We start from the raw sequence: 13,824 nt of genomic DNA, 5'->3' as shown, positions 1-13,824 counted from the left end.
ACTCGTCCGGCGAACACCACGCCGCCCTCGACGCACGCTCGGACCCGCGCATTCGCGCGGGCCGTCAACTCCGTATGGGAAATCTCTGCATGTACACCGACACCGTCGCCCACCCCGCGATCCAGGTGACCAGCCGGCGGCTGGCCGCCCGCACCGTCGTCGCGATCGAGGGCGAGCTCGACATCGCCTCGGCGGCGGCGCTGCGCGAGAAGCTGTTCGCCGAGTTCCGCCGGGCCCGCGCCGCCGTGGTCCTCGACCTGTCGGGCGTGTCCTTCTGCGACGCGGCCGGCCTGTCCGTACTGGTCGCCGCCCGGCGCCGGGCGCGCCTGCTGGGCCTGTCCCTGTCCCTGGCCGCCCCGCGCCCGTCGATGAGCAGGCTGCTGCAGATCACCGGCCTGCAGCGGTCCTTCGACGTCTGCCCCACCGCCGGCGCCACCGCCTGAGCGAACACCCGGTTCGTAAGACTGTTTTACCTGGTCAGGGGTATGGCGTGGGTGGACGCTAGGGGAACGGTGCCGGGAAGGGGGTCCCGCGGATGGCCGGAACCGTCGTTTCACCCTCTCAGGACGAGCTGGTGGGCTGTGTCGATGCGGCGGTCCAGGCTCCGTCGATCCACAACAGCCAGCCGTGGCAGTTCCTGCTCGTGCCCGGCGGGGTGGAGGTGCACTCCGACCCGTCCCGGCGGTTGCCGGCGGTCGACCCGCAGGGGCGTTCCATGCACATCAGCCTCGGCGCCGCGGTGCTCAACCTGCGGCTGGCGGTGCGCTACCTCGGCCGGCGGGAGCACACCGAGCTGCTCCCCGATCCCCGCGACCGGCGGCATGTGGCCACGGTCCGGGCGGGTGAGCGGTACACCCCGGGAGGCGACGACGAGGAGCTGTACGAGGCGATCCCGCACAGGCGCAGCAACCGTTCCCCCTTCGAGGACGTTCCGCCGCCGCCGGGCGCCCTGGAGCCGCTCATCACGGCCGCCGCCGCCGAAGGCGCCGAGCTGCGCTTCCTCGACCAGGACGAGTCCGACTTCCTGCTCTACCTCGCCCTGATGGCCGACGAGCGGCGCCGGGAGAGCCCCGCCTACCGCAGGGAGCTGTACAACTGGGTCACCGACGACCCGTACCGCGACGACGGCATTCCGCTGGCGGCGGTCGGCCCGTGGACCGAGGGCGGGCCCGTCTCGCTCCGCGACCTGGCCCCTGACCGGGAGGTTCCCGGCCGGGCGTCCGTACGGCTGGAACGCGAGCCGACGGTGGCCGTCCTGACCGTCCGGGGGGAGGACGCGCCGCCGCAGTGGCTGCGCGCCGGGCAGGCGATGCAGCGGGTGTGGCTGGACGCCACCCGTCGGGGGCTGGCCGTCTCGGTGTTCACCACACCATTGGAGGACCCCGAACTGCGGGACGCGCTGCGCCGGCCCAGCGATCCCATCACGTACGTCGCGTTCCGCCTCGGCTATGCGCCCCCGGCGGCGGCCACCCCGCGACGCCCGGTGGACGAGGTGATCGCCTACACCCGTCCCGTCCCGATCAGGCCACCGCACCTGGGCTGATCCCGTCGGCCAGGCCCTACCGGCCGGCGCGGGCGAGGAACAGAGCCCGTTCGCGTTCGTTGCGGGTCAGGTCGGCGGCGCGCCGGAACTCCTCGCGCGCCTCGTCCAGGCGGCCCAGTTTCTCCAGCAGGTCGCCGCGTACGGCGGGCAGTTGCGGATAGCTCCGCAGGGCGCGCTCCCTTACCAGGGCGTCCACGATCTCCAGCCCCCGGGCCGGGCCGTACGCCATGCCCACCGCGACCGCCCGGTTCAGCTCCACCACCGGGGAGGGGGCGACGTGGGCGAGCACCCGGTAGAGAGCGGCCATCCGCTCCCAGTCGGTGTCCTCGGGCGTCACCGCGCGGGCGTGGCAGGCGGCGATCGCGGCCTGCAGACCGTACGGGCCGAGCGTGCCGAGCTCCTCGGCGCGGGCCAGGGCCGCCAGCCCCCGGCGGATCAGCAGCCGGTCCCACAGCCTCCGATCCTGGTCGAGCAGCAGGACCGGCTCGCCGTCGGGCCCGGTCCTGGCGCGGATCCGGGACGCCTGGATCTCCATCAGGGCGACCAGGCCGTGTGCCTCGGCCTGGTCCGGCATGAGCCCGGCCAGGACACGGCCCAGACGCAGCGCCTCCTCGCACAGCGACGGGCGCGTCCAGTCGTCACCGGCGGTCGCCGAGTAGCCCTCGTTGAAGATCAGGTAAATGACCTCCAGGACGGACGCGAGCCGGCCGGGCAGCTCGTCCGGCGGCGGCAGCTCGATCCGCACCCCCTTGTCGGCGAGGGTGCGCTTGGCCCGGAAGATCCGCTGCCCGACGGTCGGCTCCGGGACGAGGAAGGCCCGCGCGATCTCCTGCGTCGTCAGGCCGCCCAGCAGCCGGAGGGTGAGCGCCACCCGCCCCTCGGCCGGCAGCACGGGATGGCAGGCGGTGAACAGCAGGCGCAGCAGGTCGTCGCCGATGTGGTCGTCGAGTTCGTCGATCAGCTCGGCCTCGGCCGACTCCTGGCGGACCGCCAGGTCCCGGCCGACCTCGGCGAGCTTGTCGGTGTAGCGGGCGTTGCGGCGAATCAGGTCGATCGCCCGGTGTCTGGCGGTGAGCATCAGCCACCCGCCCGGGTTGTCCGGCACGCCGGACTGCGGCCACTGTTCCAAGGCGATGACCAGGGCGTCCTGGGCCAGCTCCTCGGCCAGGCCGACATCGTGGAGCAGCCGGGCCAGCCCCGCGACCACCCGCGCGGACTCCATCCGCCAGACCGCCTCGATCGTCCGATGCAGATCATCGACCGTCATGCCGACAGATCAAACCACTCCCGCCCCGCCCCCGGCACCCCGTCCGCCCTCGGCCGGACATCACGAACGCCGCCCCGGCCGGTCCGGCGGCCCGTCGCGTTCCCGTGGTCGGGGCGGCGGGCGGCAGGATCCGAAGGCGGGGCGGCGTTCCGATCGCTGGCGGGGGGTCAGGCGAGGGCAGCGAGGTCCTCGGGGCCGAAAACGCGCAGTACGTCGGCCTCGCCCTCCCAGCCCTCCCACAGGTCGCGGTGCAGGCGCAGGAAGCGGGAGGCCCACTCGACGGCCTCCTCCTTGGCGCGGACCTGGTACAGCGCGTAGCTGATCAGTTCCTTGGCCTCGGCGAACGGGCCGTCGGTGACGCTCAGGTCCCCTCCGGTGAGGGTGACCCGCGCCCCCTGCGCGCTGGGGGCCAGCCCGGCGGTGTCGAGCAGGGCGCCGGACCTGGTGGCCTCCTCTCCGAGCTTGGCGATGGCCTCCATCAGGTCGGCGGGCGGCGGGGTGGCGGGCTGGGCGGTGGCCCGGAGGGTGATCAGGTAACGCATGGAAGTGCTCCCTTCGATGAGGTGGCCGGCCGGGATCAGGTGTAGCGGAACGGCCGGGTCTGGATCTTGGAAAACGAGCGGTCGGTGGTCTAGGCGTGCCGGTAGAGGTGCAGCGACAGGGCCGACAGCCAGGCCCAGGCGAGCACGACTCCGGCGACGAAGGTCACGGTGGCCCACGAGGCGCCGCCACCGGTCGAGATCGCGGCGAACGACAGCAGGAACAGCACACCGGTGAGCCGGGAGTAGCCGGCCCACCCCCGGCGTCCCCCGGCGGCGAACCGGCGGGCGATGACGAAGCAGGCGGCGATCAGGCAGGTGAAGCCCACCGCGCCGGCGGCGAGGTGGAGCATCCCCTGCCAGCTCACCGCGCCCGGCCCGGCCGGCGTCCCAGCCGGGAAGCCCATCGCCGGATCGGCCCGGAAGACCCCCGCGGCGATCAGGCTCACCCCGTACCCGGCGACGAGCCGCGGCACCCAGGTCCCGCCCCGTCCCGGGCCCAGGGCGCGGCGCAGGCCGACCGCGCAGGCCAGGGTCGCCGCCGCGGTGACCATGAAGTTGGCGATGTGGATCCAGCCCAGGTCGCCGTTGGCCAGCAGGCTCCAGGAGTGGCGGGTCAGGTCGAACCCGTCCCGGGTCAGCGCCTGGGCCAGCGACACCGCCACGTACACCGGCCCGGCGATGACGCCGTAGCCCAGGAGCGACCTGGTGACGCTGGTCTCCCGGTCGCAGGTCGCCGGGTGCGCGATCCTCGTCCGCTGCTCGATCATGGCCTTCTCCTCGTGTGCCGCGGGCCGGGGCTTCCTGCCGCCCCTCTCGACCCTCTGACCACGCTTCGAACGGGGGAGCGCGGATTCGACAGACCGCCCGGATTTTTTCTCAGAATTTTTTCGGCGCAGGTCACGGTGGCCCTTGGGCGGCGGATCGCAGCCGCCGCCCAGAGCCGGACATCGGCGGCGCCCGGTCCCTCGCACCGGCCCCTGGGACGGGGCGTTCGTCACGGGTGGCGGTCAGGCGGTGGTGATGCTCCGAGGTGATCGCCCGTCCTCCGCTCGGGTCCCTCAGGTCGTTCTGGCCGCTCGGCCCGGCGGGCCGTTCTGGCCGATGGCGTCACAGGAGGCGGGCGATGCGTTCGGCGGCCGACAGCACCAGGGGCGCGATGGTGGTCTCGTCCTCGCGTTCGCCTATGGTGACGATGCCGATGCTGGCCTCGGCGGGACCGGAGCCCGGCAGTATCGGGGCGGCCAGGCCCCAGGCGCCCGGCTGGAGTTCGCCGGAGGTCACCGAGTAGCCGGCGCAGCGGGCGCGGGTGACGGCCTGGCGCTCCCCCTGGCGGGGCGGGCGGCCGATCAGGATGGCGATGCCGGAGGCGCCCTGGTCGGCCGGATGCCGGTTGCCCGCGCGGTAGGCGACGTGGATGTTGGAGCCGCGCGGCTCGCTGACGGTCAGGACGACCGCCTCGTCCTCGGTGTCCAGGACGGTGATGAACGCGGTCGCCCGGCAGGCGTCGGCGAGGGTCTGCAGTTCGGCCGTGGCGGCGCCGCGCAGCCGGTGGCGGACGGCCTCGTTCAGCTCGACGATGCCCAGGCCCAGCAGGTAGGTGTGGCCCTGGCGGGTGACCAGGCGGTGCCTGCCGAGCGCGGCCAGGTGCCGGGAGACGGCGTTGCGGTGCAGGCCGGACAGCCGGGACAGCTCGGTGATGTTCAGCCCGTCGGGGTGGTCGCGCAGGATCTCCAGCAGGTGCAGGCCCGCGTCGACCGTCTTGGAGCCGGCCGGCCCGGCGGCGGTGTCCCCGTCGCTCACCGGGCACCGAGCCGGGGAGCCGGGGTGTAGCGGACGGGCAGGTGCTTGATCCCGGCGATGAAGTTGGACACCAGCCGGGTCGGCGGGCCCGCGTACTCGATGTCCGGCAGCCGCCACAGCAGCTCCCGGTAGAACGCGCGCAACTGGAGGCGGGCGAAGTGCGCGCCGAGACAGACGTGCGGGCCGTCGCCGAACGAGACGTGCTCGTTGGGAACGCGGGCGATGTCGAACCGCATCGGGTCGGGGAAGCGGCGCTCGTCGCGGTTGGCCGAGCCGTGAAAGACCACCACCTTGTCACCGGCGGCGATCGGCTGTCCCGCCAGCACGGTGTCACGGACGGCGGTGCGCCGGAAGCTCAGCACCGGCGGATGCCAGCGCAGCATCTCCTCGATCGCCGGGTCCAGCAGCGTGGGATCGGCCAGCAGCCGGCGGTGCTGGTCGGGATGGTCGAGCAGGGCCATCAGCCCGCCGGGCAGGGCCGAGCGGACGGTGTCGTTGCCGGCGATCACGAGCAGGAAGAAGAACATCGACAGTTCGGCGTCGCCGAGCCCGTGCCCGTCCGGCCCGGCGATCGCCAGGGCGGTCATCACGTCGTCGGCGGGCTCGCGGCGTTTACGCTCGGCCAGCCGGTGCGCGTACTCGAACATGTCCGCCAGCGCCGCCGGGGAACGCGGGTCGACCGGCGCGCCGTCGGGGCCGCGGACCACCTCGGCGTGCTCGGGGTCCTGGTAGCCGATGACGCGGTTGGTCCACTCCAGGATCGGGTCCCGGTCCTCGGGCGGGATGCCGATCAGGTCGGCCAGGTTCTGGATGGGGAAGTCGTCGGTCACGTCCACCGGCAGGTCGCACTCGCCGCGCTCGGCGATGTCGTCCACCAGCCGCCGGGCCCGCGCCCGCACCTGGGCGGCGAACCGCTCGACACGGCGCGGGGTGAACGCCCGGGAGACCAGCCGCCGCAGCCGGACGTGGTCGGGCGGGTCGAGGTTGAGCATCATCTGCCGGATGAACGGCAGGTCGGCGGGGTCGGGGTCGCGGATCTGCGTCGCCCCGGCCCACGAGCTGTACTCGGTGTGCGTGCGCAGGACGTGCACGACGTCCGCGTACCGGGTGACGGCCCAGAAGCCGGGGCCGGCGGGCCAGCCGCCGACCTCGTACTCCTCCTGCCAGTGGACGGGGTGCTCGTCGCGCAGCCGCCGGTACGTCTCGTGCGGCGTGCCCCGCGCGTACAGGTAGGGGTCGAAGACGTCGAGTCGATGCCGGGTGTCGGTCATGCGTTCCGTTCTGTCGAGCGGCGGCCCCGGCGGGCGAACGGCCGGGGCCTCGGGGCCCGGGATCAGGCGGCCAGGAAGCGCTCCATCTGTGAGATCAGGGCCAGCGGCGCCTCGGCGGGGGCGTAGTGCCCGGCGTCGGCCAGCACCACCAGTTCGGCGTTCGGGTACCACTCCAGCCAGGTGGCGCGCATGACGTCCGGGGACAGCGCGGGGTCCAGCCCACCGGCGATGACCAGCGCCGGGGTGGTGTTGCCGACGACCTCGGCGTGGAAGTCGGTGCGGGCCCAGGCGTCCAGGTAGGCGCGGAACGCCGGGACGGCCGAGTTGCCCAGCGAGCCGGCCACCATCTCGTCCAGCCAGCGGGCCGGCAGCCGGGAGCCGGTCGTGAAGTCGATGATCGCCCGCCGGTTGCCGGGCTCGTCGGCGGCGCCGGAGAACAGCGCCCAGCCGTCCTCGTCGAAGGGCACCCCGGAGGCCGGCACCGGGGAGATCCCCACCAGCTTGCGGACCCGGCCGGGGGCGTCCAGCATCACCCGCTGCATGGCCGTCCCGCCCATCGAGTGGCCCACCAGGGAGAAGGTGTCCCAGCCCAGCTTGTCGGCCAGCGCGATCACGTCCCCGGCGATTTCGGCCAGGGTGTAGTCGCCGGTCAGGTCGCGGGCGTCGCCGTACCCCCGGTAGTCGGGGAAGGCGTAGGTGAACGCGTCGGCGTCGAGGTACGGGTGCAGGCCGCGGAACGACGTCCGGTCGCCGAACCAGCCGTGCAGCGCGATGACGCGGTGCGGCCCGGAGCCGTGGATGTCGTGGGGCAGGACGGCGGGCGACTCGGTGGCGGACATGGCTGGCTCTCCTTCGTCAAGGCCCCAGGAAGGACCGGGAACTACGGAACGGGGGGCAGCCGGGACCGCCGGGGCGGATCCCGGGACCGGCGGAACGGATGCGGGGGCCGCGGCCACCGGCCCGAAGACCGCCGGAACGACCCCGGGAACCGAAGAAGCGGACCCGTGGAGCATCGGACCGGGCGCGGGAACCGACGAGGCCGCTACGGAAACCGCAGCAGCGGACCCGCCGTCCATCAGCCCGGCTCCAGGGGCGGACAGAGCCGAAACGGAGACCGGCGGAACGGACCCGCAGACCACCGGAACCGCCACAGGAGCGGACAAGGCCGGACCAGAAGCCGACCCGGCAGGCTCACGGACCGCCGGAACGGACACCGGGTCGGGCAAGGGGGCCGCCGCAACCGACGAAGCAGGACCACAAGCCACCGAACCAGACTCCGGGACCGGCAAAGCAGAACCAGGAGCCGACCCGGCAGGCTCGCGGACCGTAGGACCGGGAAAGGCGGCCGTGGGAATCGACGAAGCAGGATCACTAGCCACCGAGCCAGACTCCGGAGCCGGCAAAGCAGAACCAGGAGCCGGCCGGGCGGGGCCGCAAATCGCCAGGACGGGCACGGGGGCGGACAGAGCGGCTGCGGGAGCCGACGGGGTGGGACCACAGATCGCCGGAACGGACGCGGGAGCGGGCAGCGCCGCCAGGGGAGCCGACGGGGCAGGTCCGCAGATCGCCGGGATGGAGGCGGGGCCGGGCAGGGCCGGTATCAGGGTCGGCGGGGCGGCGTCGCCGGGTGCGGGAGCGGGTTCGCGGCCGACCGGGGCGGGCTGCGGGGTCGGCCTGGCCGGCTCGAAGGGCGCCGGGGACGGTTCGGAGGTCGTGGTGGCGGGCTCGGCGGGGGACGGGGTGGGCTCGGAGGGCGCCGCCTGGTCGTCTTGGTGGCAGCGGATGCCGAACCACACGTACTTGCCCTGGCCGTCGCCGTACGGGATGGCGCCCCACCGGTCGGCCTGGGCGTCGACCAGGAACAGCCCGCGGCCGTTCTCGGCGATCCAGTCCGGCTCCCGTAGGCTCGGCAGCAGCGGATCGGGGTCGTGGACCTCGATCCGGACCGTCCCCGCCGCGACGGTCATCCGGATCGACACGCCACGGACGCCCCGGGGGCACGGGGCGGCGTGCAGCACCGCGTTCGTCACCAGTTCGCTGGTCAGTTCGACCAGCAGCGCGGACGCCTCACAGGAGGGGCGCACCTCCCAGATGTCCAGCGTCTGCGCCACCCACCGGCGGGCGATGGCGGGCGCGCGCAGCGAGCCCGGGAGGTCCAGGCTCGCCGAGAGCCGGTCCTGGGCGGGAGCGGTGTTCACGTGGGGGCCGCCTAACACCTCAACATGCCCGAATAGCGGGCACAGTGATCAAATTGTGGGCATCACTGAGATGATTCGACTGCTCTCGCCCCGCTGTCAACGAGAATGCCGAAACTTCCTGGACCGAGGGGACCGTTCGGTCAAAAGCGACAGGTGAGACGGGTCGCAACCCGTGGGAGCACCCCGGCCGGTTCGCCCGGTGGCACCGGCTCGTGCCGTGCCCTGTGCGGCGGTCGGCGGCCGTCCTTATCGCGGGGTGGCGAAGGCGGGGGCGGCGTGGACGGGTGAGTCGACCGCGTCGATGGCGGTGAGGAGTTCCACGGCGCGGCCTCTGGTGACGGCGCCGCTCCGGTAGCGCTCGGCGACCTTGGTGCGCAGTAGGTCGAGGCGCTGGTCCACCTCGACGGGGCGGTGGGCGGCCAGTTCGTTCTGGAAGTCGGTGACGAGCCGGTCCAGCTCGGCGGCCACCTCGGGATGGAGTTCGCCGTGTACGCGGCCCGCCTCGATGACCTCCCGCACCCGGCTGAGCCTGATCACCAACGTTCGCCGGGACGGGGCACGCCGGGGCGGCGTCACCACCTTGGTGGGCGGCGGGCTCGGTGACGCCGACCGCACGGCGGACGAGGGCGGCGCGAGCGACGGTGACGCGAACGACGGTGAGGCGAAGGACGGCGGTTCTGTCTGCGGGGTGATCGACGGGCCGGGCAGCGGGGAGAAGGGCGGTGCCGAGCGCCTGCCCGCCGGGTCCGTTTCCGGCAGGATCACCGCCGTGAGCACCGTCGCGGCGGCCAGCCCGACCGCGGTGGCGATCCCGAGCATCCGCGCGGGCCCTCCGGAGAAGCGTCCGCGGCGGTGCGGCGGGATCGGGAGTGCAATGACGACGTCCTCGCGCACCAGGGACGGGGATCCGGTAAGCGCGGCGTGCGCCTTGGCGGCGGTGGGGCGTTCCCGTGGGTCGTCCGCACGGCAGCGCGAGCATAGGGCGGCGACATCGGCCGGAACGTCGGCGGGCCAGTTCCCCTCCAGCGCCCGTTCGCCCGTCAGCATCTCGGTGAGCGTCACGCCCAGCGCGTGAACGTCGGCCGCGGCGTCATCGGGCCGGTCCGGGGCCGGTCCGCGAAAGGCCAGGGCGATCCCGAAGTCGAGCACCTTGACCCCGTCCCCGCACAGGAACACGTTCGCGGGCCTGACATCACCGTGCACGACCCCGGCGGCATGGGCTGCGGCCAGCGCCTCGGCGATCTGGCCGCCGATCCGTACCGCCTCATCTGCGCCCAGCGGTCCGTCGGTGAGCCGGTCGGCGAGCGTTCGCCCGTCGAGCAGCTCCATCACCAGGTACGGGACGGGCCGCCCATCGATGCCGCCGGCCTCCCCGTGGTCGTGGACGGCGGCCACGCGCGGATGCACCAGCCCAGCCGCCGACCGCGCCTCGTTCTGGAACCGGCGGCGGAACTCACGCCCGTCCACGAGCTCGGGACGCACCACCTTCACCGCCACCGGCCGGGCCATCAGTTCGTCCGTGGCCCGCCACACCTCGGCCGCGCCGCCGTCGCCGATGCGCCGGTCGAGCCGGTAGCGGGCGGCGATGAGGACACCTGAGCGCACGTGGAGCCGTCCCTCCGAGATCTGCGGCCTTCGCCCTCTGGTACGCGTGCGGACCCGCCCGCGGCTCGATCGAACCCGGCGCGTCCCACGAGCCGTACCCCAGACCAGCCCCACTCCTGGAGGTATCGAGTTGGCCGGTTCCATCGATCCGGGTCTGCTCCGCCGTACCGCGCACAGCCCGTCGTACTTCGCGCTGGCCCGGGCGGGCGGCGGGCGTCACGACGAGCTGATCGACTTCTGCATCCCGTGCAACCCGTACTTCCCGACGCCCGAGATGTTCGGCCGGCTGGGGGGCATGCTGGAGACCGTCCTGAAGTACTACCCGAGCGACGCCGACACCATCACCGCCGAGCTGTGCGGCACGCTGGGGCTCAACCCGCAGACGGTGGCGATGGGCAACGGCTCCACCGAGCTGATCACCTGGATCGACCATCTGCTGGTCCGCGAGAGCCTGGCCACCCCGATCCCCACGTTCGGCCGCTGGACCGACCAGCCGCTGGAGACCGGCAAGCGCGTGGACATGTTCCGGCTGCCGGAGGCCCACGACTTCGCCTTCGACGTGGACGCCTTCACCGGCTTCGTCCGCGAGCGGGGCTCACGGGTGGCCGTGGTCTGCAACCCCAACAACCCGGACGGCGGCTACGTGGCGCGCCGCGAGGTGCTGCGCCTGCTGGACCTGCTGGTGGACCTGGACCTGGTGGTGGTGGACGAGTCGTTCATCGACTTCGTGGACGCCGAGCCGCTGACCAGCGTGGCCGACGAGGCCGCGATCCGGCCCAACGTGATCGTCCTCAAGAGCCTGGGCAAGAACTTCGGGCTGCACGGCATCCGGTTCGGCTATCTGGTCGCCAACCCGGCGCTGGCGGGCCGGGTCCGCCGGGCGCTGCCCAAGTGGAACCTCAACTCCTTCGCCGAGGTGGTGGTGTTCCTGCTCAAGGAGCACCGGGAGGAGTACCTGCAGAGCCTGGCCCGGCTGGCCGCCGACCGCCGGGCGATGGCCGGGCAACTGGAGTCGCTGCCGGGGCTGAAGGTCTTCCCGTCGCAGGGCAACTTCATCATGATCAGGCTGCCGGACGGCCGGGACGGCGTCGGCCTGCGCGACTACCTGCTGAACGAGCACGGGGTCTTCGTCCGCGAGTGCGGCAACAAGCTGGGCGGCGGCAGCCAGTTCCTGCGCCTGGTCGTCCGCCCGCAGCCGGACGTCCACCGCCTGGTGACCGGCCTGGCCGCCTACTTGTACGGCACCGACAAGGCCCGCCCGATCTCCCACCTGCAGTTGTACGAGCCGTCCGGGCACGCCCAGCCCGCCGAACAGACCGCCTCCGCCGACCGGATCCCGTTCACCAACCAGGCGCCGCCGACCCAGCCGGTGCGGCTCCCCCCGCCGGACCAGGATCCCCGAACGGTCTGCGCCTGCGGATGCGGCGACCCGCTGTCCCACTCGTCCGCGACCACCAACGCCCTGCTGGAGGCCATCTACAGCTCCCGTACGAGCTGACCCCGCACCGGCCTGACCGCGCTCGAAGGCCCGTACGGCACCTCCCCCGTTCCCGCACGGCCCGGCGTTCCCGTCGCGGGACGGCATTTCCGCGACCGGCCGATGCGCTGCGGCCGATGCCCTGCGGTTGATGCGCTGCGGTCGATGCGGCGTGGCCGTGGTGACGGTCGCAGCCGCCTGTCCGGCTGAGCCCGATCATGTTCTCGCGCCGTCACGGCCCCGCTGTGCTGGAATAGCCGTCGGGGCCGATGGGTTCATGTAGTTGAAAGTTCTACTAAATGGAGGCGCGTCACCATGCAGTTCGGGATCTTCACGGTGGGCGACGTCACCACCGACCCCACCACCGGGCGCACGCCCGGCGAGGCGGAGCGGATCAAGGCCATGGTGACGATCGCGCTCAAGGCCGAGGAGGTCGGGCTGGACGTGTTCGCCACCGGTGAGCACCACAACCCGCCGTTCGTGCCGTCCTCGCCGACCACCATGCTCGGCTACATCGCGGCCCGCACCGAGCGGCTGATCCTGTCCACCGCGACCACGCTGATCACCACCAACGACCCGGTGAAGATCGCTGAGGACTACGCCATGCTCCAGCACCTGGCCGACGGCCGGGTGGACCTGATGATGGGGCGCGGCAACACCGGCCCGGTCTACCCGTGGTTCGGGCAGGACATCCGCCAGGGCATCCCGCTGGCCATCGAGAACTACCACCTGCTGCACCGGCTGTGGCGCGAGGACGTGGTGGACTGGGAGGGCAGGTTCCGCACCCCGCTGCAGGGGTTCACCTCCACCCCGCGTCCGCTGGACGGGATCCCGCCGTTCGTGTGGCACGGCTCCATCCGCAGCCCGGAGATCGCCGAGCAGGCCGCCTACTACGGTGACGGCTTCTTCGCCAACAACATCTTCTGGCCGAAGGAGCACTTCCAGCGCCTCATCGACCTGTACCGCCGCCGCTACGAGCACTACGGGCACGGCTCCGCCGACCAGGCGATCGTGGGGCTGGGCGGGCAGGTCTTCATGCGCCGCAACTCGCAGGACGCGGTGAAGGAGTTCCGCCCGTACTTCGACAACGCCCCCGTCTACGGCCACGGGCCGTCCCTGGAGGAGTTCACCCGGGAGACGCCACTGACGGTCGGCAGCCCGCAGCAGGTCATCGACCGAACGCTGGAGTTCCGCGAGCACTTCGGTGACTACCAGCGCCAGCTGTTCCTGATGGACCACGCGGGCCTGCCGCTCAAGACCGTCCTGGAGCAGCTCGACATCCTCGGCGAGGAGGTCGTGCCGGTGCTGCGCAAGGAGTTCGCCGCCCGCAGGCCCGCACACGTACCCGAGGCTCCGACCCACGCGAGTCTGCTCGCCGCCGCCGCCAAGGCCGAGGCCGGGCAGGCCAGGCAGGCCGGGCAGGCCAGGGGTGCCGCGCAGGCCGAGGACGCCGGGAGCGCCCGATGAGCACCCGCCGGATCGCCGTCGTCTCCGCCGGCCTGAGCGTCCCCTCCGCCACCCGGCTGCTGGCCGACCGGCTCACCGCCGCCACCGTGGACGCCCTGCGCGAACGGGACGTACAGGGCCGGGCCGAGGTGGTCGAACTGCGCGACCACGCGCACGACATCACCAACAACCTGCTGACCGGCTTTCCCGCCGCCGCGCTGCGCCGGGTGACCGACGCGGTCGCCGGCGCGGACGCGGTGATCGCGGTAACGCCGATCTTCAGCGCCTCCTACAGCGGCCTGTTCAAGTCGTTCTTCGACGTCCTCGACCAGGACGCCCTCACCGGCCGGCCGGTGCTGATCGCCGCCACCGGCGGCACGGCCCGCCACTCGCTGGCCCTGGAGCACGCCCTGCGCCCGCTGTTCGCCCACCTGCGCGCGGTCGTCGTCCCCACCGCCGTGTACGCGGCGTCCGAGGACTGGGGCACCGGCGGCGACGCCGACCGGGGCCTGGCCGACCGCATCGCCCGCGCCGCCGGCGAACTGGCCGACCTGCTCGCCGACCGCACCCCGACCGTCAGGAAGGACCCCTACGAGGACCCCACTCCCTTCAAAGACCTTCTCCCCGGAGCCTGACCCGCCCCTCCCGGGGTCGGCCGACCCTGCGTCCACTCGC

General features: G+C 73.0%; 12 protein-coding genes. 5 read left to right on the top strand and 7 right to left on the bottom strand.

What is annotated here, in order from left to right:
- Positions 1-89 precede the first annotated feature (89 nt).
- Positions 90-443 (top strand): STAS domain-containing protein, encoded by a 354-nt coding sequence (locus C4U03_RS40525; RefSeq protein ID WP_160147061.1) that lies wholly within the window; start codon positions 90-92, stop codon positions 441-443.
- Between the two features lie 131 nt (positions 444-574).
- Positions 575-1,543, top strand: coding sequence for an Acg family FMN-binding oxidoreductase (locus C4U03_RS22290; RefSeq protein ID WP_103939803.1), 969 nt, complete (start codon positions 575-577; stop codon positions 1,541-1,543).
- 16 nt (positions 1,544-1,559) lie between these two features.
- Here the strand turns inward: C4U03_RS22290 and C4U03_RS22285 are convergent, their stop codons facing one another.
- From C4U03_RS22285 to C4U03_RS22250, 7 genes are all read right to left on the bottom strand, one after another.
- Entirely contained in the window at positions 1,560-2,810 is a 1,251-nt protein-coding gene (locus tag C4U03_RS22285) for an RNA polymerase sigma factor (RefSeq protein ID WP_103939802.1), read from the bottom strand.
- Positions 2,811-2,977: 167 nt separating this feature from the next.
- Positions 2,978-3,352, bottom strand: coding sequence for a YciI family protein (locus C4U03_RS22280; protein ID WP_103939801.1), 375 nt, complete (start codon positions 3,350-3,352; stop codon positions 2,978-2,980).
- 89 nt (positions 3,353-3,441) lie between these two features.
- A complete protein-coding gene (locus C4U03_RS22275) occupies positions 3,442-4,119 on the bottom strand; it encodes a DUF998 domain-containing protein (protein ID WP_103939800.1) in 678 nt (225 codons plus the stop codon).
- A 340-nt stretch (positions 4,120-4,459) separates the two neighbouring features.
- Positions 4,460-5,152, bottom strand: a complete 693-nt coding sequence (locus C4U03_RS22270; RefSeq protein ID WP_160147060.1) for an IclR family transcriptional regulator — start codon at positions 5,150-5,152, stop codon at positions 4,460-4,462.
- The gene (locus tag C4U03_RS22265; protein WP_103939798.1) at positions 5,149-6,423 is read right to left on the bottom strand and encodes a cytochrome P450; all 1,275 of its coding nucleotides are present in this window, start codon (positions 6,421-6,423) and stop codon (positions 5,149-5,151) included. Before C4U03_RS22265 ends, C4U03_RS22270 begins: the two co-directional genes overlap by 4 nt.
- Before the next feature lie 62 nt (positions 6,424-6,485).
- Entirely contained in the window at positions 6,486-7,262 is a 777-nt protein-coding gene (locus tag C4U03_RS22260) for an alpha/beta fold hydrolase (RefSeq protein ID WP_103939797.1), read from the bottom strand.
- Positions 7,263-8,867: 1,605 nt separating this feature from the next.
- Entirely contained in the window at positions 8,868-10,226 is a 1,359-nt protein-coding gene (locus C4U03_RS22250) for a protein kinase domain-containing protein (RefSeq protein WP_160147059.1), read from the bottom strand.
- 130 nt (positions 10,227-10,356) lie between these two features.
- Between C4U03_RS22250 and C4U03_RS22245 the strand changes: the two genes are divergently transcribed.
- The 3 genes from C4U03_RS22245 to C4U03_RS22235 all read left to right on the top strand — a co-directional run bounded on the left by C4U03_RS22245 (position 10,357) and on the right by C4U03_RS22235 (position 13,784).
- Positions 10,357-11,724, top strand: coding sequence for a pyridoxal phosphate-dependent aminotransferase (locus C4U03_RS22245; RefSeq protein ID WP_200827394.1), 1,368 nt, complete (start codon positions 10,357-10,359; stop codon positions 11,722-11,724).
- Positions 11,725-12,018: 294 nt separating this feature from the next.
- On the top strand, positions 12,019-13,170 hold the full coding sequence (locus C4U03_RS22240) for an LLM class flavin-dependent oxidoreductase (protein WP_103939794.1): 1,152 nt from the start codon (positions 12,019-12,021) through the stop codon (positions 13,168-13,170).
- Positions 13,167-13,784 (top strand): FMN reductase, encoded by a 618-nt coding sequence (locus C4U03_RS22235; protein WP_103939793.1) that lies wholly within the window; start codon positions 13,167-13,169, stop codon positions 13,782-13,784. Before C4U03_RS22240 ends, C4U03_RS22235 begins: the two co-directional genes overlap by 4 nt.
- Positions 13,785-13,824 lie beyond the last annotated feature (40 nt).

Source organism: Thermomonospora echinospora, from assembly GCF_900108175.1.
Lineage (GTDB): Bacteria > Actinomycetota > Actinomycetes > Streptosporangiales > Streptosporangiaceae > Thermomonospora > Thermomonospora echinospora.
The sequence above is the reverse complement of the archived record's forward strand: the minus strand, read 5'-3'. Positions and strand labels throughout refer to the sequence as shown.

Bases quoted from the DNA above. Each gene is read 5' to 3' on its own strand.
- C4U03_RS22275 (WP_103939800.1), bottom strand. From the start codon at position 4,119: ATGATCGAGCAGCGGACGAGGATCGCGCACCCGGCGACCTGCGACCGG.
- C4U03_RS22285 (WP_103939802.1), bottom strand. From the start codon at position 2,810: ATGACGGTCGATGATCTGCATCGGACGATCGAGGCGGTCTGGCGGATG.
- C4U03_RS22265 (WP_103939798.1), bottom strand. From the start codon at position 6,423: ATGACCGACACCCGGCATCGACTCGACGTCTTCGACCCCTACCTGTAC.
- C4U03_RS22240 (WP_103939794.1), top strand. From the start codon at position 12,019: ATGCAGTTCGGGATCTTCACGGTGGGCGACGTCACCACCGACCCCACC.
- C4U03_RS22235 (WP_103939793.1), top strand. From the start codon at position 13,167: ATGAGCACCCGCCGGATCGCCGTCGTCTCCGCCGGCCTGAGCGTCCCC.
- C4U03_RS40525 (WP_160147061.1), top strand. From the start codon at position 90: ATGTACACCGACACCGTCGCCCACCCCGCGATCCAGGTGACCAGCCGG.
- C4U03_RS22260 (WP_103939797.1), bottom strand. From the start codon at position 7,262: ATGTCCGCCACCGAGTCGCCCGCCGTCCTGCCCCACGACATCCACGGC.
- C4U03_RS22280 (WP_103939801.1), bottom strand. From the start codon at position 3,352: ATGCGTTACCTGATCACCCTCCGGGCCACCGCCCAGCCCGCCACCCCG.